This window comes from Paenibacillus sp. PAMC21692 (assembly GCF_014303795.1).
GTDB lineage: Bacteria > Bacillota > Bacilli > Paenibacillales > Paenibacillaceae > Pristimantibacillus > Pristimantibacillus agaridevorans.
In genome coordinates this window covers 4,033,028-4,058,464 of the sequence record NZ_CP060293.1, presented here as the reverse complement: position 1 = coordinate 4,058,464, position 25,437 = coordinate 4,033,028, and the positions used below count along the sequence as shown (strand labels likewise).

19 protein-coding genes and 3 pseudogenes are annotated in these 25,437 nt (G+C 48.3%); 4 read left to right on the top strand and 18 right to left on the bottom strand.

Annotation, left to right across the window (positions count from 1 at the left end):
• Positions 1 to 37 precede the first annotated feature (37 nt).
• The 6 genes from H7F31_RS15980 to H7F31_RS15955 all read right to left on the bottom strand — a co-directional run bounded on the left by H7F31_RS15980 (position 38) and on the right by H7F31_RS15955 (position 8,647).
• Positions 38 to 1,555: an extracellular solute-binding protein gene (locus H7F31_RS15980; RefSeq protein WP_187104995.1), complete on the bottom strand. Its 1,518-nt coding sequence runs from the start codon at positions 1,553 to 1,555 to the stop codon at positions 38 to 40.
• 22 nt (positions 1,556 to 1,577) lie between these two features.
• A complete protein-coding gene (locus H7F31_RS15975) occupies positions 1,578 to 2,438 on the bottom strand; it encodes a carbohydrate ABC transporter permease (protein WP_187104994.1) in 861 nt (286 codons plus the stop codon).
• A complete protein-coding gene (locus H7F31_RS15970; protein ID WP_187104993.1) occupies positions 2,432 to 3,346 on the bottom strand; it encodes an ABC transporter permease in 915 nt (304 codons plus the stop codon). The genes H7F31_RS15975 and H7F31_RS15970 overlap by 7 nt, the downstream gene beginning before the upstream one ends.
• A gap of 117 nt (positions 3,347 to 3,463) precedes the next feature.
• Positions 3,464 to 4,927 (bottom strand): response regulator transcription factor, encoded by a 1,464-nt coding sequence (locus H7F31_RS15965; RefSeq protein WP_261800521.1) that lies wholly within the window; start codon positions 4,925 to 4,927, stop codon positions 3,464 to 3,466.
• Positions 4,905 to 6,731, bottom strand: coding sequence for a sensor histidine kinase (locus H7F31_RS15960; RefSeq protein WP_187104991.1), 1,827 nt, complete (start codon positions 6,729 to 6,731; stop codon positions 4,905 to 4,907). Before H7F31_RS15960 ends, H7F31_RS15965 begins: the two co-directional genes overlap by 23 nt.
• A gap of 101 nt (positions 6,732 to 6,832) precedes the next feature.
• Positions 6,833 to 8,647 (bottom strand): FAD-dependent oxidoreductase, encoded by a 1,815-nt coding sequence (locus H7F31_RS15955; protein WP_187104990.1) that lies wholly within the window; start codon positions 8,645 to 8,647, stop codon positions 6,833 to 6,835.
• A 224-nt stretch (positions 8,648 to 8,871) separates the two neighbouring features.
• Here H7F31_RS15955 and cls point away from each other — a divergent pair, with 224 nt between their 5' ends.
• Positions 8,872 to 10,317: a cardiolipin synthase gene (gene cls, locus H7F31_RS15950; RefSeq protein ID WP_397374703.1), complete on the top strand. Its 1,446-nt coding sequence runs from the start codon at positions 8,872 to 8,874 to the stop codon at positions 10,315 to 10,317.
• Between the two features lie 98 nt (positions 10,318 to 10,415).
• On the opposite strand, the gene H7F31_RS15945 is transcribed toward cls, so the two are convergent.
• Together H7F31_RS15945 and H7F31_RS15940 are read right to left on the bottom strand one after the other, a co-directional pair.
• On the bottom strand, positions 10,416 to 12,038 hold the full coding sequence (locus H7F31_RS15945; protein WP_187104988.1) for an S-layer homology domain-containing protein: 1,623 nt from the start codon (positions 12,036 to 12,038) through the stop codon (positions 10,416 to 10,418).
• A 53-nt stretch (positions 12,039 to 12,091) separates the two neighbouring features.
• Positions 12,092 to 14,815, bottom strand: a complete 2,724-nt coding sequence (locus H7F31_RS15940) for a hemoblobin-interacting domain-containing protein (protein WP_187104987.1) — start codon at positions 14,813 to 14,815, stop codon at positions 12,092 to 12,094.
• 221 nt (positions 14,816 to 15,036) lie between these two features.
• On the opposite strand from H7F31_RS15940, the gene H7F31_RS15935 reads away from it, so the two are divergent.
• Positions 15,037 to 16,395: a helix-turn-helix transcriptional regulator gene (locus H7F31_RS15935; protein ID WP_187104986.1), complete on the top strand. Its 1,359-nt coding sequence runs from the start codon at positions 15,037 to 15,039 to the stop codon at positions 16,393 to 16,395.
• 69 nt (positions 16,396 to 16,464) lie between these two features.
• Here the strand turns inward: H7F31_RS15935 and H7F31_RS15930 are convergent.
• Positions 16,465 to 16,694 (bottom strand): annotated as a pseudogene (locus tag H7F31_RS15930) (RNA polymerase subunit sigma); the annotation flags it as partial.
• A 131-nt stretch (positions 16,695 to 16,825) separates the two neighbouring features.
• On the opposite strand from H7F31_RS15930, the gene H7F31_RS15925 reads away from it, so the two are divergent.
• The gene (locus tag H7F31_RS15925; protein WP_187104985.1) at positions 16,826 to 17,044 is read left to right on the top strand and encodes a hypothetical protein; all 219 of its coding nucleotides are present in this window, start codon (positions 16,826 to 16,828) and stop codon (positions 17,042 to 17,044) included.
• A gap of 414 nt (positions 17,045 to 17,458) precedes the next feature.
• On the opposite strand, the gene H7F31_RS15920 is transcribed toward H7F31_RS15925, so the two are convergent.
• The 3 genes and pseudogenes from H7F31_RS15920 to H7F31_RS15910 form a co-directional block, all read right to left on the bottom strand.
• Complete coding sequence (locus H7F31_RS15920) at positions 17,459 to 18,064, bottom strand: ATPase (RefSeq protein WP_187104984.1); 606 nt, start codon at positions 18,062 to 18,064, stop codon at positions 17,459 to 17,461.
• Positions 18,057 to 18,233 (bottom strand): hypothetical protein, encoded by a 177-nt coding sequence (locus H7F31_RS15915; RefSeq protein ID WP_187104983.1) that lies wholly within the window; start codon positions 18,231 to 18,233, stop codon positions 18,057 to 18,059. Before H7F31_RS15915 ends, H7F31_RS15920 begins: the two co-directional genes overlap by 8 nt.
• A 150-nt stretch (positions 18,234 to 18,383) precedes the next feature.
• A pseudogene (locus tag H7F31_RS15910) lies at positions 18,384 to 18,923 on the bottom strand (sigma-70 family RNA polymerase sigma factor).
• Positions 18,924 to 18,975: 52 nt separating this feature from the next.
• Here H7F31_RS15910 and H7F31_RS15905 point away from each other — a divergent pair.
• Entirely contained in the window at positions 18,976 to 19,194 is a 219-nt protein-coding gene (locus tag H7F31_RS15905; protein ID WP_187104982.1) for a hypothetical protein, read from the top strand.
• Between the two features lie 266 nt (positions 19,195 to 19,460).
• Here the strand turns inward: H7F31_RS15905 and H7F31_RS15900 are convergent.
• The 6 genes and pseudogenes from H7F31_RS15900 to H7F31_RS15875 all read right to left on the bottom strand — a co-directional run.
• A pseudogene (locus H7F31_RS15900) lies at positions 19,461 to 19,643 on the bottom strand (sigma factor-like helix-turn-helix DNA-binding protein); the annotation flags it as partial.
• Between the two features lie 17 nt (positions 19,644 to 19,660).
• Positions 19,661 to 20,374: an ECF transporter S component gene (locus H7F31_RS34585; RefSeq protein WP_187104980.1), complete on the bottom strand. Its 714-nt coding sequence runs from the start codon at positions 20,372 to 20,374 to the stop codon at positions 19,661 to 19,663.
• Positions 20,353 to 21,987 carry an ABC transporter ATP-binding protein gene (locus H7F31_RS15890; RefSeq protein WP_187104979.1) on the bottom strand — a complete coding sequence of 545 codons (1,635 nt, stop codon included), beginning with the start codon at positions 21,985 to 21,987 and terminating at the stop codon, positions 20,353 to 20,355. Before H7F31_RS15890 ends, H7F31_RS34585 begins: the two co-directional genes overlap by 22 nt.
• Positions 21,969 to 22,847 carry an energy-coupling factor transporter transmembrane component T gene (locus tag H7F31_RS15885; RefSeq protein WP_261800441.1) on the bottom strand — a complete coding sequence of 293 codons (879 nt, stop codon included), beginning with the start codon at positions 22,845 to 22,847 and terminating at the stop codon, positions 21,969 to 21,971. Before H7F31_RS15885 ends, H7F31_RS15890 begins: the two co-directional genes overlap by 19 nt.
• Before the next feature lie 4 nt (positions 22,848 to 22,851).
• Positions 22,852 to 23,799, bottom strand: a complete 948-nt coding sequence (locus tag H7F31_RS15880; protein ID WP_187104978.1) for a DUF4430 domain-containing protein — start codon at positions 23,797 to 23,799, stop codon at positions 22,852 to 22,854.
• A complete protein-coding gene (locus H7F31_RS15875; protein ID WP_187104977.1) occupies positions 23,796 to 25,430 on the bottom strand; it encodes an S-layer homology domain-containing protein in 1,635 nt (544 codons plus the stop codon). The genes H7F31_RS15880 and H7F31_RS15875 overlap by 4 nt, the downstream gene beginning before the upstream one ends.
• Between the last annotated feature and the right edge of the window lie 7 nt (positions 25,431 to 25,437).

Here is a 25,437-nt window from a genome sequence, read left to right as displayed (position 1 = left end):
CATACCCTATTCCAACGTATAACGAACGCAGATCATTTTATTTGATAATATCCAATTCCTTCAGGCTCTTCTCAGCCGAATCCAACATCAATTGATAGTTAAATGTTCCGCTCAGCGTTGACAGGAAATCCGAATATTCGCCAAGCGCTCTTTTGCCATAAAGGAACTTGGCCATCTCTTCCAGCATATAACGCTCTGCATCTGCAGGATTAAATGCTTCCGGGATATCCAGCAATCCATTGTATGTTTCAATGCGCGGAGTATCTGCAGAAAATTTAATGGCTTCCGCCGGGTAACCGGATTGGAGATATTCCATCTCGTCTCTGCCTAATAATTGATAAACAAAAGCATGTTCTTTGGATCTGAGCTCTGTACGGACGATTTTGCCATCTTCTCTGTTCCAGTGTCTGCCTTCTTCTCCGTGCGCGACAAGCGAAGCGCCCTCAGGCGTGGCCATATAATTAAGCATATCAAACACACGCTGCAGCTTCTCCGGATCCTTCTCCACGGATTTGGAGATGGCATGCATGCCTGGAGACGTTCCAACATCCCAGGTTCCTGCAAATTCCCCGCCCGGTCCCTTTAATGCAGGGATTTGAATCCATTCGGCATCCGGATGTACGGCTTTATATTCATTGACGCGATCCGGATGTGTCATTCTTGGAAACCCATGCCAGATCATTCCGACTCTGCCTTGGAAAGCTCGTTGCTCCGCGCTCGTTCCAGAATTGGCAAGAAGATCCGGGTCAACGACACCTGCGTTGATCATTGAAGTAATAAATGCAATGGCAGCCGGCATGTTTGGATCATACATCGAGTTGATGAGCCGACCATCCCTTTGATAGAATGTTCCGATAGAACCAACTCCGAATGCGCTGTAGATGGGGTCGAAAGCGCCTAGTTCTCCGCCTGTATAACCATAAGTATCGTTTACATTATTCCCGTCCGGATCGTCTTCCGTAAAAGCTTTAGCCACTTCGAAAAACTGTTCCAGAGTTGTAGGGACCGGCAACCCTAAATGATCAAGCCAGTCTTTACGTACCCAGATATTAAAAAATGGTATGGATGCCCGTTTGGAAATGCCATAGACTTTACCGTCTACCATCCCTTTATTTAGATTCTCTTCTCCGATAAATTGTGTAGCGGGGGCCAGCTTATCCAGATATGGCGTCAAATCGAGCAGCAAGCCTTTACGGGCAAATTCCTGCATGGAAACGCGGTTTACCCACACCATATCCGGATAATTGGCGCCGGCATAACGCAAATTGACTTGAGCGTAATCCGTAAACAAATTAAGCTTTAGATCCGTATTTAATTGTTTATCTAACAACATTTTAAGGCGATCATTTTCTCCTTCAGGCAATTGGATGCCTCCGCTATCGGTAAGAACTTCAATTTCGAAGCGCTTATTGTTGTCAGTCGCCTTATGGTCGGCATTATTGGTATTGCCCGCTTGATTGGAGTTGGATGAAGGGTTGCCGGCACAGCCAGCCAGAACGGTAGTAATCAGCAGTCCCCCTGCAAGGAATAACGTAAATCGTTTGTTTTTGTTCATTTTTCAACAACCCCTTCTTCTTTTATCCTTTGATCGAACCAATCAACATCCCTTGAGCGAAGTACTTCTGGATAAACGGATAGATCACAATGACCGGAAGCGAAGCAATAACGACCGCTGCCATTTGCACCGACTCTGTAGGGATAGGCGCGTCCGCATTTTCGGTTACATTTTGAGATCTCATCAGTATGTTTCTCACTATGACCTGAATCGGATATAACTCGCGGTCCGTAATAAACATAATCGCTTGAAAAAATCCGTTCCAATGTCCGACGATATAGAACAGGCTAATGGTAAGGAGCGACGGAACAGATAACGGAATCACGATTTGCAGAAGCACGCGCAGTTCCTTGGCACCATCGATGCGAGCGGATTCAAAAATTTCTTCGGGCAATTGCTCAAAAAAGCTTTTCATAATCAATACATAAAATGCTCCAATGGCGCCGGGAAGGATCAAAACCCAGATGGAGTCGAGCAACCCTGTCGCCTTGACGGTGAGATACAACGGTATCAAGCCACCGCTGAACAAGATCGTAAAAGCAATAAACAATAAGATGAAGCTTCTAAACGGCAAACTTTTTCTGCTTAAGGGGTACGCCATCAAAACAGTCAGAATCATATTAATAATCGTGCCGACTACAGTTACAAACACCGTGACTAGAAAGGCCCTCGGAATGGAAGGGTCCAGCAGCAGTTGCCTATAGGCGTCGAAAGTAATATTTCGCGGCAGAACGATATAACCGCCATTTTTAAGCACTTCCGACATGGGCGTGACAGACATGGAAACGACATAGAGGAGCGGAAACAAAGTAACCATTCCTACAAAGGTCAAGATGACAAATACAATTGTATTTACAATTTTATCCTCCAAACCTTTTACCATAAGCCTTCCCCCCAACGCTTTGCCAGACGATTCGAACCTATGACAAGAACAAAACCGATGATTGATTTAAATAATCCGACTGCAGCCGCAAGGCTGAAATTCATACGCTCCAACCCGGTGCGGAATACCCAAGTGTCAATAATGTCTGCAACCGAATACACTTGCACATTATATAGAATATAAATTTGATCAAAGCCGGCATCCAATATACTTCCGAGTCGAAGAATGAACATCAGGATGATTACACTGCGAATGCCTGGCAGCGTAATATGCCAGATCATGCGAAGTCGGCTTGCTCCGTCCACTCTGGCAGCCTCATACAATGTAGAATCCACGCCGGCAATCGCTGCCAAATAAATAATTGCCCCCCAACCGGCCCCCTGCCAAATTTCCGATGTGACCAAAATACCGCGGAACCAATCCGTAGATTGCAAGAAAGGAATGGTATCCAACCCGACCATCCCAAACCAACGATTGATAAGCCCCGTTGTTTGCGAAAGAAACGCCAGCAGTATCCCGTAAATGATGACCCAAGATAAAAAATGAGGCATGTAACTCAAAGTTTGGATCACATTGCGAAACCAGGTAATCCGGCATTCATTAAACAAAATAGCCAGAATGATCGGCGGCGCCATGCCGAATATGAGTTTATACAAGCTGATCAAGGAGGTGTTTATTAATAGCTCCGAGAAGTACGGCGAGTTATAAAAGAACAGAAAATGTTTATACCAGGGGTCCGCCCAGGGACTTGCCAAAATTCCTTTCAGCAAATCATAATCTTTGAACGCAATAATGGCTCCATACATCGGAAAATATTTGTAAATTAAAAAGTAAGCGATACCAGGAAGCAACATGACATAAAAAATCCGGTGCTTCCACACTCTTTTGGCAAAAGTCCCGGAATACATGGATCCACCTCTTCCATAATTGAACTGCTGCAGCAATTCAAATATAACATGGACCCTTTCGATTGATTATTCACATCTTTGTGTTATTCATAGTATATTTATAAGGTTTATTCCCCCCTATTTATTTCGATATTGAGACGGTGTCATGCCCGTTTGGCGCTTAAATATCTTAATGAAATAATTATCGTAGACGAACCCGACGCGTTGACCGATTTCATTTACCGTCATTTCCGTATGATCCAAGTAATGCTTTGCTTTTTCAATTCTGATGTCATGCAGGTAATCGATAAAGTTTTTCCCCGTCTTTTTTTTAAACAGACTGCTGACGTAATGTTCATCCATCGCTACGTAACGCGCCATTGATTTTAAAGTGATGGCTTGATCCAAATGCATATGGACATACTCCAATATTTTGTTGATTTCATTATGGTCAGTGATCACAACCTCGCAATTCAACAATCCTGCTTGTTTGTTGAGCGAAGCTCGTAATAGATTCAACAGTTGCAAATGCGAGGTCGTATGAAGAATCTCCTCAGCATCATTTAACGAAATATTGGTCATTTTCTCTACTAAATGATTAAGTTGAAGCGCTGTTTGTTTGACATATAGATTCGAATAAGATTGACGTTCCATGTCTTTCCATAGATCAATAAGAAGTTCGTCAATATCCTCCAGACGTCCTTGTTCTAAGCTCTGAATCATCTTGCGTTCGTTTTTCCAGGTTAGGATGGGATCGAAACCAGGCTGTTCGCCGATATATTCCGTTTCGATCATTTCTTCTCTATTGCCGTACCAGTAACGATCCAGAATGCCCAATACGCTTCTCCAAGCTTCGTATAATTTGCTGTTGTCTCCCCCTAAACATAAGCCCATTGGAAAGTTCAACGTACATGGATTCAATTGCTCTTTTTTTACTTCCTTATGGGACCAGTAAAAGAAGGTGGTTTGACCGTAACCCGAAAATTCATGAACGAAAGCATGATGATTCGGTTCTATCATTCGAAGCGTCTCGAAGTCATCCATTGTAAATCGATTTGTTCCATGAAGTACAGCACAAACCAACAAATGCGGAGGCATTGCGCTCAGCTGCTCTGTCACTTTCATCCGCGGTACATACGCTTTGCCGGTGTGAAGGAACTCCCACATATGCTCGTACATTTGACGAGATTGATAATAGGAATGCTGTGTCGATACTCGTTTTCTGCGATTCAATTCTTCATCAGCCTTCATTAATATCCGGGTCATGGTCTCAATTTCCATGGACAACTTTAATACATAATCGAATGCGCCGTATTGTAGCGCCAGACGCGCGTATTCAAACTCGTTCATGCAGGTCAACATAACAAATAATGACGAATAACCTGATTGTTTGGCATTTTTCAGCAGTTCGATTCCATCCATGACCGGCATCAAAATGTCGCATATAACAAGATCCGGAACTTCCTTTTCCATGAATGCCAATGCTCTTGCACCGTTACCAGCCTCACCGATTACCTCGAATCCGCTTTCATTCCAGTTGATCCCTTTTCGCAAAGAAGTTCGAATATGAACTTCATCTTCAACGATTAGTATTTTCCACATCATGTTTCACCTCTAATGCGTGGTATGGTTCGGAAACGAGCAAAGGTAATGTGATTCGCACTCTTGTGCCGGGCGATAACGACAGCAATTGAACTTCGGAATCCTCCTTAAACAAAAGCCGATACCGCTCTCTTAAATTGGAAAGGCCGATTCCCCGACTTCCACGGTTTCTGGTTCCAGGGAGTTGCGATACGGAGGGCCCCCTCCCATTGTCGTCTACTTCAATTTTCAGCTTATTATTGTCGGGATAAATCGTTATGAGGATCAATCCTCCAGATTCCATATGCGACAATCCATGATGTATAGCATTTTCCACCAAAGGTTGCAAACTTAATTTGGGTACAAGCGCGTATTCAGAGGCTCGTTCGGTATCATAGATGACCTCAAACAGCATGTCATATCGATATTTTTGTATATATAAATAAGCCTTCAGCAAATTTAATTCTTCTTTTAATGAGATAAGTTCGATCTCTGTATTCAAACTGGTTTCAAGCAGCTTCCCTAATGAAATGCATACCTGTGTAATTCGGTCATTATTTTGCTCCAACGCAATCCATTTGATCGAATTTAATGTGTTCAACAGAAAATGAGGGTTGATCTGCAGCATAAGCATGCGGGAATAAATCGCTTCTTTTTGACGTTCCTCCATCTTCAATTGTTCCACAAGCTCGCTAATGTCCTGAACCATCTTATTAAAGGATTGATTAAGGTTTTGGATCTCTCCATGCAACTCATGTTCGGGAGCCTGAATCTTTAGATTCTTTTTGGCAATAATCTTCATTCTATTTTGAAGCTGTTGAAGCGGGCGGGTAATCGAGGCGGAAATAAGAAATGTAACGATAGAAAAAACAGCGATGACAATGTACAACGTAACCAGTACCTGTTGTCGCATCACTGTCAAATCGCCAAGAAATAGATCGAGTGGAAATTGGTTAATGACATACCAATCTAACGAAGGCGCGTAACGAATGTTCATAAGCGTATTCGTTTGATTATTTAAACGGTATGAAATGCTGTTTTGATTCTTATGGTCGGCAATCAGTTGATTGATTAAGCCAGCATTCGTCTGCATGCCATTTTTGGTTTGGGCGATCACTTGACCATTGGCGTTTACAATTAGATAGGCTTGACCGTAAGATAAATCTTTGGCAGCGGAGTTAAACCATTCCTGATAATCGACTTGAATGCGAAGCATGCCAATCGGTTTGCGATCATTATCTTTGACGATGGAGAAGAGTGTAAAGAACGGAGCGTTGCCCCACAGATCTCTGCTACCCGATTTATCTAAAAACAAATAATAGCCTTCATTCCCATTTAATAGCGCATCATATCCAGCTTCGGGAATTATAGCAGCTTGCTGTTCGCCAGTGTCAAATTGGTAGGAGAAGTATTGGTTGCCATGCAGGTCGGCCAAGGCGACTTCGACGTACTGGCTATTGACATATTTCTGGATTTTTTTGAATCTTGAATCAATCACGTTAAATCGTTCCAGTTCTTCGGAATCGAATGGATTTTTTAATTTGGATTTGATCTCGGGGTCGTTCTCAATGATAAGCATCGCCATCATAATCTTTTTTTTGAATTCATCCAACGTACTTACCATATGCTCTAATTGATTGTCATTTAATTGACTTACTTTTGTCTCGATTAACTCTTCGATTTTTTTAAACTGATTATACTGAGTGACAGCCAACGGAATAAGAACGAATAGAATGCTAGCGAAAAAAAAGCGGTACTTTAATTTGCTAGGTATCATTCGGCGGATCAAAGGCCAAATAAAAACCGATTTGCGATGACTCTGCAAACTCACACCCCTCTTCCAACGATATGGAAAATTGTACGTTCCGCAGGCGGATTGGTCAATCCAAAGAAAAAACTCTGCTCCAAGTGGGCAGAGAATTTCCTTTATTCGCAACGGATATCCACTATTCTCATATGATCCAGTCCGTTCGTTGCGAATGCTTCAATACGAAGAGCCTGGACCTGTTTTAATGAAGCCTTGATGTCAACCTGTCGCTGGTAATTATCGCGAATATGGGCAAGTACTGTTTTTTCTCCATCACATTCGGCGATTAGGCGAAATTCTTTGAGCGTTTCCGGTTGCGGCCTGCCCCAGATGAGTTTCGGATTGGTTTCTTGCGAGTGGGAAAGTGTCAAGTAACGATGCAGCCCTGTATCGAGTGTAAGAGAAACAGCACTTAGTTGAACGGGTTGTTCCCAGCGCAGTTCAATCCACGGACTTGGATCGCCTGGATCGGACATCCAACGATGCGTGCCCGCCGTGGTCAGATCTGGACGCACGCCTCTGGAACCGTGAACCGCTCGCGTATGGCCATCGGTCACTTGGATAGCCAATCCATCGTTTTGCTCGGAAGAAGCCGTCACCTTGGCTGTATACGCCAAATTATTTTCGAAGCGAATCCCGGGAAGAAATACGCCTTGCCGCAACAGTTGTTGTTGAGTCTTGTGGATGAAAGGGCTATCGTCAGCCGCCGTTTTCAATTCTTTTTTCTCTTTGACCGCAATCGCGCTAAATGTACCGAGACCTTCGCCCATTACCGCGCAGGTGCCCATCACGCGAGTGCTGGAGAATGCGATATGCGACGCGGATAAATTACGACCGGCAAACATGAGATTGTCAATGTTTTTGCTGATCATCGCCCGAACGGGAATACCATAAAGATAAGGAGTAAACGGCTGATGGCAGGGCTCCTCATCGATTGCGTCGATTCCTTGCGGAGGATGCGTATCCATCGGCCAGCCGCCATAAGCAATCACATCCGGAAAGTCGATTGCTTGCTCCAGATCGTTTTGCGTTAGGACGTGCTGCCCGATAAAGCGACGTGATTCGCGTTTCCCGGGAATAAAACCAAACCAATCAAGCGCCCAGTTTTCCGATTCGGGATGGTTCCCGCTATTTTTGATATGATCCCAAACGCCAAGCATAATCGCCAACAACTCATCGCGAATATGCTCATTATCTTTAATCGTATCTAATGTTCCGCCGAATTCTACCCACCAATAGCCGTAAGACCATGCGCTATGATCTCTAAATTTCAAATCTTTCTCCGTAAATTTCCGTATCCAGTGCGGCGGGGTGTAAGGCATAGGAGCCCCCATATCCTTGGCTGTAAACAATAAGGAGGAACCGAGTCGGTACGTATCCCGATTCCGTTTGGCGCCGGATTCCCCGTACTCGTCCATCCCTTCGCGGCCAGTCGTAAACTTCGCGCCGGCTTCGTAGCCGAGCCGGCCATCTCCAGTGCAATCGGCATAGATCTTGGCCGTGATCGCAAATTGGTCTTCCGTGCTTTCGCGTGTCGCGTAAGCGGATTCAATATAAGAGCCATTCATAACCACACCTGTAACAGAAGTGTTCAGAAGCAAGGTAATATTTGTTTCCGCACGGCATTTTTCATACAAAATAAGATCGAGCATGCTTGCGCTTCGCTGCGGGTTGCGTATGGAGCATTCCAGCATGATTTCCTCCAGTATCCCCGTTTCTCTAGCCTCCGTTTCCAGTTGCTTGCCGCGCAACGACGAACCGGATATGCCCATGCGAATTTCGGACGAGCTGTTGCCGCCGAGCACAGAGCGATCTTGGCAAAGCACCGTTTTAGCGCCGTTTCTAGCTGCGGCAATGGCTGCAGCAACACCGGTGACTCCCCCTCCTGCAATGAGAATATCCGTCTCTATCCTTTTAACATCATGTTTTCCCATGACAGTAAACCTCCAACTTCAAATCGTATTTCACTTCATCTCCTATCACTCCCACTTTATCACGCTGCACCAATCGAATGAATTCACAATGGTTTGATTTGAATGTAACAAATTTAAGTTTTCCGATGCCAAAATCGCTTAATGGATAGCCTGAACATTTTCATTGATAATGAACATCTGGATTGCTAAGATGGTTGGAGACATACATGAAGAGGTGGAACGTCTTGGAAATCGGGAGCATCACTACACTTATCCTATCCCTCGTAACCGTTATCAACATTATTTTCGCCTGTATCGTGGTCTTTATCGAACGTAGGGATATCGGCTCCACGTGGGCTTGGTTGATGATCTTATTTTTTATACCGGTTCTGGGATTCTTGGTTTACGTTTTCTTGGGCCGACAATTAAAACAAAATAACTTCTTTCAACTTACGGCAGAGGAGCTTGCGTTCTTCCATGATACGGCGGACAAACAATTTCAAGACATACATAAGCACGGCGAGCTTCTGCAAAAGTATTCGAAACTAGTAAAAATGAATTTGAAATCGTCCAACGCGCTGGTGACGACCGATAACGAAGTGAAGATTTACCATGACGGACAGGCTAAATTCGATGCGTTATTCGCAGATATTCGCAAAGCGACCGACGAAATCAATATAGAATATTACATTATCAAACCGGACAACCTTGGCAAAAAGCTGCGCGATCTATTAACCGAGAAAGCCAAAGAAGGCGTTAAAGTCCGCGTGCTCTACGATGAGGTCGGTTCGAGACGGATGTCGCGCTCGTTCTTCCGCGACTTGATCGTTCACGGGGGGGAAGTCGCTGCATTTTTCCCGTCCTGGAGCCGTCTGATCAATCTTCGGATCAACAATCGCAATCACCGCAAACTGTGCATTATTGACGGTGAAGTGGGATATGTAGGTGGTTTTAATGTCGGAGATGAATACTTGGGATTATCCGAACGGATGGGGTATTGGCGGGATACGCACTTTCGGATTAAAGGCGGGGCGGTTGCCTTGATACAAGGCCGTTTCATCATGGACTGGAGCAAAGCAACCAATTATGAGCGCCAAAATATCGAAAAACATTTCGCCTTCCGACCCGATCATCATCCCGGCAACAGCGCCATCCAGATTATATCGAGCGGGCCGAATTCCCAAACGGAACATCTGAAGATCATGTATTTGAAGCTAATTACTAAAGCGAAGCGCAGCATTTTCATTCAATCGCCGTATTTTATTCCGGACGCAAGCTTCATGGACGCCTGCAAAATGGCGCTGTTGTCCGGCGTGGACGTACGCATCATGATTCCGAACAAACCGGATCATCCTTTTGTGTATTCGGCGACACTGGTGCACGTGGGAGAACTGCTGCCGTACGGGGTAAAGATTTTGCAATACGAAAAAGGCTTCTTGCACGCCAAAACGATCGTCGTGGATGAAGAGGTCGCTTCCGTCGGCACGATGAACATTGATCCGCGCAGCTTCCGCTTGAACTTTGAAGTGAACGCGCTTGTCTATGACGCCAACATCGCCAAGGAATTACATGAGTTGTTTCTACAAGACAGCGAATCGTGCACGGAATTGACGAAGGAGCGCTACGGCGAGCGCTCGAACATTACGAAATTCAAACAGGCAGTTGCGAGGCTGCTCTCGCCGATTTTATAAGCTCCGATGGCTTTGATCAAAAGAATGAATCGGGATAAATGGAAAAATCCCCGCCAGCCCTTGATTTCGCAGGGTTCGCGGGGATTTTCATTACGGAACTACTTATTTATGAATTCAACATGCTGGAGCAGCCTCTTCAGCATGACTGCCGCTTGAGCACGGGTCGCATTCGCGCCTGGCTCGAAAGCGCCCTTGTCCGTACCGGTCACGATTCCCGCTTCCACGGATTGACCGACTGCTTCCTTCGCCCAAGTCGAGATCTTGGCTTGATCGCTGAATGGCGCTAGACTGGCCGTCTTGGGCGAGCTCTTGCCGGCCGCTAGAATCGCCTTCGAGACCAGAACAGCCATCTGCTCGCGAGTAATCGGTTCGTTAGGACGGAAGGTTCCTTCGTCGAAGCCGTTGGCCAGCTTGGCTTTCACGGCAGCTCCCACCGCTCCAGCATACCACGCCGTACCCTTTACGTCCGTAAATACGGCAGCCGAAGCGGCATCTCCGGGCAGCGCAAGCGCCCTGACGAGAAGAGCGGAGAATTCGGCCCTGGTAATCGTCTGGTCCGGCGCGAAGATTCCTTCCTTCACTCCGTTGACGATCAGCTTGGAAGCCAACAGCTCGATATCGGCCTTCGCCCAATGATTGCCCAGATCGCTGAACGACTTGCTCACGTTCGCAACCGCATAAATGCTATTGCCGTTGCGGTACAGGGTAGCCGTCTTCTTCCCGTTCTCGTTGCCGAACGTTGCCGGGACGAACGAAAATTCCCCCGTTGCCGCTTCGTATAGCAACCCGGTCGCCGAATCCGAGTTCACTTCCGTTGGAAGAACGATCGTCCTCTTGACATAAGTCGTTCCGAAGTCGTTCAACTCGATCGATCGCCCGTTCCCTTCGGCGATGACTTTGAATTCGAGCGCGTCGCCAACCAAGCTTCCTCCAAGCTCTCGCAGACCGGATTCGATCTCAGCGCTCATCGCTTCCGAGACCTTCGTGACGCTAATTCGGATCGTCACTCTGTCCAAAGTCGTCCCCAATCGATCAGCCAGCGAAACCAGATCCAGAACGCTAAGCGGAAGCGTGTAGCTTCCCGCAGCCGTCTTGATCACGATTATGGCCCCGGAAACTTGAATGAAGCCCTCCAGAAGCACGGATGCCGGAAGCTCGGCCACCGTATCCGCTATCGCCTCCTTGCTTAAGTCGACCAGAAGCTCGGGGCTGCCGCCTTGGCCGGCAAGCTTCGTGAACTGGGCCTTCAGCTTCTCGTCATCGAACGTCACGAAATTCGTCGTGCTTCCCGAAGTTACCTTGTACCAGTCCTCGGTCGTATCGCCCGGTGAAGAAGTACCCCCTCCTCCGCCTCCTCCTTGAGGCGGCGTTCCGGTCGTATCGTCGGCGACCTTGAACGTAATGAGATCCACCGTCGCCCCTTGCCCCGCCACGACCTGATAAGTTCCGGCTTTCTCCGTTTCGGCCAGGGTTATCGTGTCCGTGAACTTGCCCCCGCTAACCGGCACGATATTGAAATAAAGAATGCTGCCGTCCGGCCGCAGAACCTTGATATTGACCTCGGAGAAACTAGAGATGCCTTTCACGGTCACCGCCTGTCCCTTCTTCGTCTCGGCGATCGCCTCGAGCTCGACGGGATCCGCGGCGGCCAGCGCCGTTATCGGCAGCACCGACAACAGCAGGGAGAACACAACGATCAAACTTGCAATTCGCAGCTTCACTGACTTATTCCTCGCTTTCCTGCCTCATCGTAGGCCTTGGCTATCCATTATCATTAACGAAGACTGTTTAAATACAGGTTATCGTATTGCTCTTCCGATACCACGGTAGCCAGATTCAAGCCGACAGAATCCACGGCGCCGCTAAAGCCGTCAAGCACGAATGCCTTAACCGTATAATCGGAGGGATTGCTGACGTTGAAGGAAGCGGACACTTTGCCGGCATACACATACGTGTAGACTGCCGTATTGGCTACAGGCTGGTCGCCCTTCATCAATTGAAATACGACCGTTGCGAAGTTGTTCCGGGCATGCGGATTCGCTATGACGTTAGCGGTTGCGATGATTCCGCCCGATGAGGACAGAACCGAAGGGTTCGTCATGTAGTATGTTTCATGATGCGAAATCGCGTTGTAGTTGCCATAGGTATAACGATTATCATAGCCATAGGAGTACACTTCGATATAATAGGACTCGCCTTCGCTGAACACGCCTTGTTTGATAACGACCGTATTGTTCACCACTTCGTATTGGTCTTCCGCAAGAACGCTAGTAGCTTGGTTGCCTTTCTTAACAAGCACTCGGTACACATGGCTGCCCCAAGCGTTGTCGGCGAAGGTAGTCAGCACCGTGTCCGCATCGGCGTAGATATTGCCCTGGAGGTAATGATAGGTCTGCCCCCACTTCGAGACTGTCTTCGTCTGGTCCTCCGTCGCCACGTTGCCGAAGGAATCCTTCACGGCGTTCGCCTTGACCTTGACGGTGTAAGAAGCATCGACCCCGGCACGATACGAGAACTCGATATAGTTTCCTCCGATCCGAACCCAGTCGTTCGCGTCAAGACCGGAGAAGGTGCTCCCGCCGTCCTTGGATACCTCGATGTAATCCTTCAGACGCGAGACTCCGTTAACGACGGTATGATCCGCGATCGTTTCATTGAAAGCGATGCGGATAAAAGATTTGCCCAGCTCCAAATTGGAGTGGTCTGTAATTTCAGCAATCCGGGGAGGAGCGAGGTCAAGCGTCGCAGGTTTCAACCCCGTTACCGTTATCCCCTCCTCAAGCACGTTCCCGGACAAATCCGCTAGCGTTCCGGCCGCGATGGAGAATTTGTATTGATTCTCGATCGGAGCGTTCGGGAAACGGAGGATCAGCTTATCGCCTTCGAACGACACGGTCGCAGCGGAATCCAAAGGGGCCCAAGCGTTGTCGTTAGCCGCGTAGGCGATGGCTCCGCGAAGATCCACGTTCGGAGCCGCTTGAACCGGTTCGTTGAACGTAAAGATGACGTCATGGTTATTATTATAGAATCCGGCCGCCCGATAGGCAGGAGACACTTCATCATCGATGGCTAGAGCTTCCGTCTCAATAGTCTCCGAAATTATCATTCCGCGCCAGCCATCTTGGATCGTATGGGGACCTACATGAATCTTGAGAGAAGTCCCGTTTAGCTTCTTGCCTAATGTGATGACGAATCTGTTGTCTTCAGCGATAGCGCAATTTTCACAGCCAAGGCTATGCTCGACAAGGCCATGCCGAATCCAGTTTTCTCCCACCTTCAAATCGAATTTCACGGTATCCTTGGGGTTCAAAAATTCCCCGATATACTGATCAAAGTAAAGGGAAACGACCGTCTGGCCGGAGGAATTCCGCGATAGTTCCGCCCCTTGGTAATGCGGCCAGGTACCTACGTGAGTACCAAACCTTGTGGCCACCACTTCCGTCTGTACGAGTCCGCTGGAGTTCTGCAACGAGCCTCCGGCGAACGTAAGATTATAGTCGCCTTTGGGAAGAATCTCCGCAAATTGCAGCTTCAAAAAATAGCGACCCTTCAAGGAGATTAACTCATAGTCGCCGTCGAACACTTCCCCGTCTTTATAGACCGTGATAGCCGCCTTTAAAGCGTCTAGATCGGCCAGGTTGTTAATTACGATGTAATCGCCGTCGAAAGCTCGGTTTTCGCCATAGACATAGATATCGCGATCATAATCCTGCACTAGGAAAAGGTCATCTAGCGGGTCGATCTGCCGCATGTTCACGTAAGAGTAAAGCGTATACTCATCCGGGCTGTTGGGCCATTGAAGAACGGGAGAACGAACGACTATGGTATCGCTCCATGCCAAAGGCACGTTCAATTGAATGATGATCTGCTCGCCGGATTCGGACAACGAAGCGGCGTCTTCGGAAGCAAGAGGTCTATGAAGCCATTTGATATAGTCCTTTAACTCAACCGAATCCCGAAGCACGACCGGTTGACTCAAATTCAACGTTATCGTACGCCCCCCGTCGCTCACCACGTTGCTGACGATTGAGAATTCATCCAATACCGGAGCCGATACGACGATTGGATTCGCACTGGACAGCGACAGCGGATTGCCGCTTGGATCCGCCAGATAATCGTTCGCGATGCGAATGAGATTCGTATCGCCGGATAACGGATTGTTCAAACGAAGAATCAACTTGCCTTCGTCGAATTCATAATCCCCTTGGCTGCTCAACGGGTTGTAATGCGCATCTTCCGTGCGCTTAATCTCTATTCCTTCTAATAGATCCTTGTCCAGATAAACGGAATCGGACACGCTCGTCTTAAAGCTGATCGCAACGTTCCGGTTAGCGTTCGAGAGCGCCACGTTATCCACTTCCACCGTTCCCGGAACGACCGGGACAGGTTCCGCTCCCGCCGGGCTCGGCTGCAGGTATACTCCCGATCCGAAGATTAGCGATACCGCAATCGCCAACGCGAGCAGCTTTCCCATTCCCTTCCGACTATATTGCCACATCAATTCACGTCACTCCCTACCCAAAAAGTATGATTTTAAGACTATCGCCATGATTATAAGTGTTTTACGGGCAAAAGAGATGTAACTAAAGGGATAGTGAGTTCTAAAAATCCAGCTAAAAGAAGTTGTCCAATTAGCTGTTAAATCTTTTTATTCGGTTTTAATAGTGATACGATGAGTCTAGTTATTTAGAGTAGAGCGGGCAGGATTGGAGTGGAACCATGCCGTTAAAAGTCGAGGAATTAAGCGCGGAGCTCGCGGATCGGATCCGACGAGAAGAACGTCGCGCGAAGCAATGGGCTATCTCTTCCGATAACGAAGGATCGCCGGACGAAGCAGAAGATCCCGTTATACGCCAATATGCTCAAGGCAAGGCGTTGGCGCTATGGACCGACCGGAAGAAGGAAGCTTACTTCCTTCTCTTCCAAGCGGCATCCGGCGATTCGCCGCTAGGCTCCAGGCTTCATACCGGTCTATCCATGGTGGAGCATATCCATTTCACCTGCGCCAGGGGGCGTTTACAAGAAGCCGAGAGCTTGATCGAACACTATCGCGAGTTAATAACGCCAGGCGAACGATCGTTTAGAGCCCAGTTGCTGGATCAAGTCTTCGACTTCGTTGCTATCATGCGCAGCGCAGAGGCTGGCGCGCTGGAGGATGCTGCAAAGGAGACCTTCGTCGCCAAAAACTTCGAAGAAGACGTATCTGCAGCCGTTTCCAATAAGTCTGAAGCCGTCTTCCTCTTGTTCAACAAGCATGCCTACGACGCCTTGCTCCATTTCATGTTCCGCGACTTCCCGGCCGCCTTGCGCTCCGCGGATAAAGCGTTCGAACGATTGTCTTCGGCAGACATGGGAGCGATCGTTCCGGAATTGCGCGTATACGATGCGATCGCAATCTCCCAAACCTGGGACAGGATCCAGGATTCCGAGCGAGCTCGTTACAAAGCGCGTTTGGTCGAACACCATACCGAGCTGCATTCGCTCGCCGCCGCCAACCCAAAGCATTACGCGATACACTCGCTGCTCGTCGCGGCCGAGCTTCAGCGCCTGTTCGGAGGGCAAATCGAGGCGCTCCGTCTTTATGACCAAGCGGTTATTGCAGGGGACTCGATACGTCATTACGGGTATGCGGCTTTAACCATGGAACGGATGGCCTTAATGTTCGCTTCGACCGGAGCAGCCAAGGTCGCCGACACGATTCGCAAGGAAGCCGGCCTCAGGTACCGGAAATGGGGAGCCGCGGCCAAAAACCGCGCGCTGAATCGAACCAGGGATGCCGTGGAAGAGTCTCCAGAATCGATCAACGACGAGAAAAGCCGTTCATCCTCTCCTCGTCCAACTGTACCCTCTTCAATCAATAGCGCGACTAAGCCGAACTTGCTGTCCCACCGCGAGATCGAGGTTCTGGAGTGGATCGCCAGAGGACTGTCCAACAGCGAGATCGCCAGCGAGCTCGGCCTCGTAACCGGAACGGTCAAGAACCACATTAAGAGCATCTACGAGAAGCTGGGCGTCAACAAGAGAATGATCGCGGTCCAGCGGGCCAAAGACTTGCTCCTTCTCCGGTCCGAGTTCTAAGCCACTAATTAAGGCATTCACAGAAAAAGGTACAGTCTCTTCGATTTTAATGAAGATCTGTACCTTTCTCCTTGCAATCTCCCGCTGCGTCCGCTCATCCCCGCTATGCACCTAGCCCGAAGCGGCCGATTACGAGTTCTTTCTCCCGGTCGTCCAATACGTCCAAATTCTTGTAAATCTGTTCTTCTCGATCTTGAGCTGCACCTTATCCGCGACGTCATCGGACTCCGTACCTCCGTCCCGATGGAGATCAAATCTTCGAGGTCTTCGCCGGTGTTGTCAAATTTTTTGACGATATGTACACAACTTGATGTCAATCCAACAATCATCATTTTTGAATAGCCAATATTGATGTACAATGGAACTAACGAATAACATTCGGTTTTTTGTCTAAGATTGATTTAGAGCAGTCTAAGGAGGGAATTCAGAGTTGAAACGAAGGCTCAATTCTTTACTCGACAGCATGAAGGCTCCTGTAACTTACTTCGCGCATACCGTTCCTGAAATGCCAGAGACGAAACCACGAGATATCGAACAACGAAATCGCGTAATCGCGGTCGAAATGCGATTGATTAAGCAACGGCTTGATCTAAGCAAGTTTTCGAAGCCCAATCAAAAGTTGGTGACGGCATGGAAGAAGTATATGTAGCTCCCGAGCTATTGGAACTGTTCGAATCTTTCAAGCTTATATCGGATACTTGGCGCCAAGATCTCGCAGTTGCCAGCACAAGGCATGGAAGATATTATTTTAGATCGAATTGAATCATATGCAGCAACCTTTGACTGGCGTTCATTGGAATGGGCTACAAAAATGATGGATAAAGTAAATGATCAATTAAAGGCTCGAAGAAAGAAATAAAGAACCTTGCCAGCGCAAGGTTCTTTATTTTGACTCATCACTTCTTCACCTTATAAAACTTGGCTTTCGATGGCTTTGATCAGGCCGATCGTGCCAATGGAGATTAAATCTTCGAGGTCTTCGCCGGTGTTGTCGAATTTTTTGACGTTGTGGACACAACCTGATGTAAAAAATAACCGAATACAGTCAAAAGACTTAATCGGTCTAATCCCCTAAGTTATTTCGCTCTACGAGCGCTCGCTCAATCATTTCCACCCATTCAGGTAATTCTGGCGAGTACTGCTTTATTTGCATCCAATCAGCTTCCATAACAATTTCTCCACCAGCACCACTATTATCAATAATAATCAAATGATTAATGAGTACCAGATGGTTAAGTAAATTGTTAATAGAAGTTTGTTGTCGACGTAGTATATCTGCTGTTTCAATATGATGTCCACCATTTCGAACACGCGCAGCCACACGCTCAATGTTAAGACGAACATCACCAAGTCCTACATAAAACATAATGATTTCAAAACCATTCGCTTTCGCCTCACGCATTTGACGGATTACATTACCGCCTGCAAGTGTTGTCTCAACCGTAAAATCTCGTCTTTGATGAATACATTCTCTTGCGAGCTTAATCGCTTCTTTTCCAGCCGAGACTTTTCGACTCTCAGGATTCTCAATATCGATACCTCGTGCTAACGAATCAGGATCAATATTTACGTTCACACCTAATTTATCAATAATAAGATTTCGAATAGTACTCTTTCCACTGCCATTATTTCCTGCAAACACAAACATGGTAGCCGAGGGATCATTCATGTTGGAAATCCTGATCGTTCATTCGAACAATATCGCCATTGCTGAATTCTTTTACAATTGTACCTTCCCTGGTTTTATAAACGATGTAGGTGTCATTTGCTTTTGCGTCTAATTTTGCACGGTCTCCTGTCAGTTTAATTAACTTACCTAGGTCTTGTGTGCGATTCATCCCAACCTCAGCCTCCAGTGCAAAGCATATATATTCGAATTATACCATAGCAGCGATTATGCATGCAGACTGAAAAAGCCGGCATCGCCGTCTTCTCATCCAAAGCTATATTCTCACTTCTTCGCCTTATAACAGCTTAATTAGAGCCCTCTATTCGATCCGCGCCACATAACTTCGTGAAATGCCCAACTCCTTCACAATCTCCCGCTGCGTCCGCTCGTCGCCGCCGTGGATGAGGTCGAAGCGGTCGATCACGACCTCTTTTTCCCGGTCATCCAATATATCGAGTTTGTATATTTTCGATTTTTCGATCTTCAATTGCGCTTTTACCGCCACATCGTCGGCTTCCGTGCCGAGGATGTCGATGAGCGTACTTTCGTTGTCTTCCTTGTCCGTGCCGATCATGCCGTGAAGCGACACCTCCTTGCGCGTCTTCTAAAGCGACCTGAAATGCATAAGTATTTCGTTTTCGATACAACGAGCGGCGAAGGTCGCGAGTTTGGTGCCTTTGCCCATTTGGAAGCTCTCGATCACTTTGATCAAACCGATGATGCCAATTGATATCAAATCTTCGAGATCTTCCCCCGTATTATCGAATTTTTTGACGATATGTACACAACTTGATGTCAATCCAACAATAATTTCCGAATCGTCAATATATTGATGTACAATGGAACTAACGAATAACATTCGGTTTTTTGTCTAAGCTTGATTTAGAGCAGTCTAAGGAGGGAATTCAGAGTTGAAACGAAGGCTCAATTCTTTACTCGACAGCATGAAGGCTCCTGTAACCTACTTCGCGCATACCGTCCCTGAAATGCCAGAGACGAAACCACGAGATATCGAACAACGAAATCGCGTAATCGCGGTCGAAATGCGATTGATTGAGCAACGGCTTGATCTAAGCAAGTTTTCGAAACCCAATCAAAAGTTGGTGACGGCATGGAAGAAGTATATGTAGCTCCCGAGCTTTTGGAACTGTTCGAATCTGTCAAGCTTATATCGGATACTTGGCGCCAAGATCTCGCAGTTGCCAGCATCAGTCATATTGTCATGCGCAAGCAAATCAGCGAAATATCATAAAAGAGTTTGATGATGTTCAGCACTCCGTCAAACGCTACAAAGATGACTACGAAAAAATGATGGATAAAGTGAATGATCAATTAAAGGCTCAAAGAAAGAAATAAAGAACCTTGCCCGCGCAAGGTTCTTTATTTTGACTCTTCACTACTTCACCTTATAAAACTCATGATTCAACTTCATAAGCGCCCCTTTCTCAATCCGACTCACATAGTTCCTGCTGACGCCGAACTCCTTCGCAATCTCTCGCTGAGTCCGCTCATCCCCGCTATGCACCAGCCCGAAGCGGCCGATTACGAGTTCTTTCTCCCGGTCGTCCAATATGTCTACGAGGATTTTCGTATCATTCATCGTTCAATAAGCCCATATTTTTGCTTAATTCGATCAAGTTTATCGAGCATTGTCCGCGACAAGAGAAACAAGAAAATAACGGTAGCAAGCGCATGCACGAGATCGAAGCCGATCGCGGAAACATATGCAGCCGCTAACGCCTGCAACGAAAACTCCGACGTAAACATCAATACGCTGCCGACATTAATGATTCCTCCGTAAAGAAAGAACGTTGCCAGCCCCCCGTAAATGCACAAAGCCGTTTTCGTCTTTCTTAACCATCCCTTAGCACTCAACAGGCCAGCGACGTATCCAATGATCCCGAAGCAGAACATTTGCCAGGGCGTCCACGGTCCTTGCCCGAAGAAAAAGTTGGAAACAAAGCCGGACAGCACGCCGACCAGAAACCCCGCTTCGGCACCTAAGGAGACGCCCGCGATGATCACGATAGCCGTTACCGGTTTGAACTGCGGCAGCATAAAAAACGCGGCCCTTCCGGCAACGGCGATTGCGGACAATACCGCAATGACCATCATCTCTCTTGCCCTGGGAATTCTTTGCTCGAATACAAGCATGAAAGGAATCAGCGTATACGATATAATCAACAAGCTGATAAAATAATATTTGCGGTCGTTCAGAACATACACCCCGAACAGTATCGTCATCGGGATCAGCAGCAAGACGAGGACGGCTGCCAAGATTCTCCTCGTTAGAACGCTTCTTGCCGACATAGACGGATCACATCCTCTACCGTGACGGCCTCCGCGCACAGATGCCTCGCGATTCGGTTAGCCGCCGTCGTATAAAAACTGTTACCTGCAAAAAAAGCTCTGCTCGAATCGGACGCCACGATGCCTCCGTCGAAAAACAATGCGCAAATATCCGCGTGCTTCGCGCAGAACTCGATATCGTGCGACACCATGACCACCGTAACCTCCTTGGCCAGCAAATCCTTAATGATTCGCGCGAACGTCTCCTTGAAGAAAGCGTCCAGCCCTTTGGTCGGCTCGTCCATCAATATAATCCGAGGCTCCAGCAACAAAATTTTGGCGAGAGCTGCACGCTGTTGTTCTCCTCCGCTCAAGTCGTAAGGATGTCTATTGAGCACATGCTCTAAACCCGTTAATCGGATAACCTCCTCTACCTTCTCGGCCTTCTCGGCCTTCGTCAATGACGAGTCCGAGAGCACCTCCAGCAAGTCTGAAGCAACCGTTTTTTCAACGAACAGGTTTTGCGGATTTTGCGGGAGCATGACCATACGGCCAGCGCCATTCACCTTAACCTTGCCGCGATAAGGCCGATGGATGCCGCACAATAAGGACAAGGCCGTCGTTTTCCCTGTTCCGTTCCCGCCTACGATACAATAGAACTCTCCCTGGCGAACATCAAGCGATAAGTCCTTGACCACGTCCGGCAGACGCCTGTCATAGCGAAACCAGACCTCTTCAAGCTGAATCGCGACCGGCTCCGGCCGAGCCGTCGATTGGCTTTCATTCAAGCTCAACTTGGTTCTATCCTTCGATAGCGACGTTATCCATTTCCTTGCTTCATTAATCGTCAGGAGGGCGTGTTCCTGAGGACGAACCCCTTTCGTTATTCGCATAGGCGCAGGCATGGCCATGAACATGGGATGATTCAAGCCATGCAGATCATGCCCGACTTGAGCCGGACGGCCATCCGCGACGATTCGTCCCTGAACCATGACTACGAGCCGGTCTGCATTCACCAGAACCTCTTCCAATCGATGCTCGGATATGATAATGGTCACGCCTAATTCCCGGTTGATTCGCGTAAGCGTAACAAGGAACTCATTGGCGGCAATGGGGTCCAGCATGGAGGTCGGTTCATCCAGCAGCAGCACGGACGGCTGCATGGCCATAATGGAAGCCAAATTCAATATCTGCTTCTGTCCCCCGGACAGCTCCGATACCTTCTTATGAAACCAGGTTTGAATGCCGAAGAAGCTGGCCATCTCAGCCACTCGCAGTCGAATCGTTCCTTGGTCGCAGCCTAAGCTTTCGAGCCCGAACGCCAGCTCATGCCAGACTTTATCGGTTACGATTTGATTGTCGGGATTTTGCAGGACGAAACCAATTTCGGAGGCTTGACGTCTCTGTTCAACCTTGTCCAGAGACTCCCCTCTGTACAGAATTTCCCCGTCTCTTCGTCCATGAGGCGCAAGCACGCTCTTCAATTGTCTCAGCAGCGTGCTCTTGCCGGAGCCCGATTTCCCGCATAAGGCAACAAACTCGCCGTCTTGAACGGATAGAGCGATTTGATCCAGCATCTTTGTTTCCTCTCCGGGATACGTGAAGCTTAAGTTCTTCAATCGATACGCTTCCAATGGATACCCTCCTGAATCGTCATGACAACCGGCAGCGAACAAAGCGCAAAATACGCCGCATATACGATGTAGCTAAGCAAGGAACGATCGGGTGTCCGTATCGACGGAAAGAACCGAATCGAATTTTCCCCAAGCAGCGCGCCCATAAGTACGAGTGCGATTAGTATGGTCAAGACCAACAACACACGCCAGTCTCTGCGATCAAACCGAAAGATGGCAAAGCTCGTCCTTCCGGGCAAGCCGTATCCTCTTGATTTCATGGAATCGGCTGTTTCGATGGCATTCTCTAATGCCCAAGTTGTCATAATCGACAATATTTTCATCCCGCGCTTCATTCTTCGAATCCAGCTGCCTTGCGTTACGTCTCTTCCAATTCCTTTCTGAGCAAACGATATTTCTCTAATCTTCGCCATATATCTCGGTACGAAACGAAGCGCCATGGATAAGAGCAGCGAAAACGCGGGCAATATCCGCCCAAATAGATAAATGAACTTATCCGACGTCATGACCTGGTTGTAGCAAGAAAACCATAAGATGACGGTCACGAACATAACGGCCGTCGACAGCCCGTACAGGATCGATTCAAGCGTAACCGGGTTGCCGCTTTCCAAATAGAATAGCAGCGTGACGCCCTGATGGTTGAATAGCGGATTCAGCGCGGCCATGAACAAGAGCAACGGCAGCAAGCCTATCAGATTAAACCGTAAACCTCTCCTTCCCTTCGCGATAATCGAACAGATAAACGCGGCAAGGAACGCTATGCTCTGCAAGACGGGATGCATGAATAACATGCTGAACCCGATGACGGCAGCAAAATAAACAAAGAGATTGAGAGGATGCAGGCTTGCGAAGGAATTCACCCGCTCACCTCCCGCCAGTCGCGACAGCGCCGCCGATATCTCTGCCTAAATCGCATGTATACACCCATTCAATCTCGTCATGATCCTTCAATTGATATCTGCTCGCCCCGTAATTGGGAAACCAGCCGTTCACCTTATACATCCAGCCGCTTAATTCCCCGCAGTCGAACTCATAGATATTGTTGATGCCTTCAATATAATTGCTGTTATAAATAGGCGTCATTTCGAACTCCATATGAATGCCCTCGCCGCGCATTTCCCTCAGCAGGACGTCGAACACCGATTCTCCTTTGTTGAAGGTAACGGTTCTTGGGGCATAGATAACGCCGTCTTCGGGAAGCATCTCCAGCTTGTCCTGATCGAATAAATGCAGATTGTTCAGGATCGTTTTGGCCGTTACGGACAAGGTGGCTTTATATTCGACCTCATCCTCGACCACCGCGTCTTGCCATTCGACCGGCTCCGGCTTCCCTTCCGGTACCGGATCGGTCAAATATCGGTCTTTGTCCGTCTTTTTATTGTCTTCCGCTATGATATGCTGCTTCTCTTCTATTTTCTCTTCGTTATCCTCTTGGGCCGGCTGCTCGATCCGCTCTTCGTCAGGCTTCTGCTCTGGCGCGGCAGGCTTGCCAGCTGCTGTCGGAGGCTGCGAGGCGACGGCTGCCGGTGTTGGCTGCTCGTCCTCTGAAGCCTCGGCATCTGGAGCTGCGGCATCCGGAGACTCGGCATTTGGAACCTCGACATCCGTCTCGACGCTTGTCTCGTTGTCAGTTCCTTGTTCTTCACGCGGAGCTTCAGTCTCGGGCTGCTCGTTATCGGCTTGCGCGGTTTGCCCGGCGGCGTACTCCTCCGCCGGCAAGGGCACGACATTGTCCTTGCTGCCCATAAAGAAGGAAGCCGTTATCAGGAGCACCATGACTGCGGCCAATGTCAGGTAGAATCTTGTCTTCATGCCCGTTCCTCCTCGGCATATTCGTGATGCGATGCCGCCGGCGTCTCGATGTCGGTCATATCATATAAGCGGTTTCTGCCTTCGAGGAATCGCTCATAGGCAACAAGCGCGTACAAGGCCTGATCCGTTGCCATGGGGTCGACCATGCCCGGCTCCGCTCCGCCGTTTCCGGCTTCCCCTGCTTTGATATGATAGAATCCGCCGTCTTCCGAAGAAAAGGATAATAGGGAATGGAGCACGGATGCTCCGTTCTTCACAAACCTCGAATCCGTATCGGCATCGATTCCGAGTCCCGAAAGCGCGACGACGACTTGCGCGGCGCTTTCCGAATTTAGTGAACCCCAACTGCGATATCCCCCGCTGCTATCCTGCGCGGCCGACAGCCGGAGCAATCCCCTGTCGATCGCTTCCTTCACGTCTTGGCGTTTGTCGTAGTAAGGAGTTAATCCTTGTATAGCCATCGCTGTAATGTCAGGATCCGCTTCGGTCGGATTAGTGCCAAGCGCCCACCCTCCGCCTTCTATCTCTCTCTCCAGAATAAATTCGATAAGACGATCTCTTGTCGTTTGAACGTTAACGCCTTCAACAAGGGGGATATCGTAGTTCAAGGAATCAAAGGCGATTAAAGCGAAGATGGGACCGTTAATCCCTTGTTTGGTTACATAGTTGAAATCGGCCAACGCAAGACGAAGGTCGTATCCGCCTACATCCGTCACGTCTTCTCCAATGGCCGTCAGAGCGATAATCAATCTGGAATGCTCGGTCCCTTTATTACGGTCCAGCCTCCCGTCCGGCTTGCCGTTCGCCGCAGGCATGAATCGTTGCACTTCTTTCACTACGTTTCTGTAATACGCCTCATAATAACCATCCGCCGCTTTCTCGCCAGAACGCGCAATGCCGAAGACCGACCACTCCCCGGCAATGCTGCCGACCGTAGGCTCCGGCACCATTTCCTGCATAAATGCCGTATTGGCTTGAATAAGCTGTTTGACGCTAGTTTCTTTGTGCAAACTATGATGGGCTCTTATGGCCACTACGATGGCCATCTCTCTCGTGGCTAACGCTTTGGGGCGAAAATATCGATCATGGCCCTGCATGAAGTCGGCCTCGGCAATCGCAATAACGGAGGCTCTCGCCCAGGTCGCAACTTCTTCTAAATCGATGAACGAAACATTCGTCTGCTTGCCCGGCAGCGATAATGCACGCACGAGCATCGTGGCCATTTCCTCCCGCGTAATCGGGGCATGCGGCAGGAAGCGCTCCGTACTATTGCCAGAGACGATCTCGCGGCTATACCCGGCATTTACATAAGGGTAGAACCAATCGCTTTCCTTGACATCGACAAATGGCTCGGCATGAACGGCTTCCGTATCCAGCCCCATAACGGACACGAGCAATTTGGTGAATTCAGCGCGCGTAATATGGCTTTTCGGATCGATTCTCCCGTTGTGGCCTTGAATAATCGACAATTCCGTCGCCTCTCGAACGTGCTCATACGCCCAAGGGGAGATCGCATCCGCATCGGCATACGCGAATTCCCGAGGCTCGGCATGCGCGGCTTGGCCCAGAAGCAGAATGAACAAGAACGACATGAAGAACGCAAAACAAGCTTTCCATCGTGAACGAAACACTGGCGCT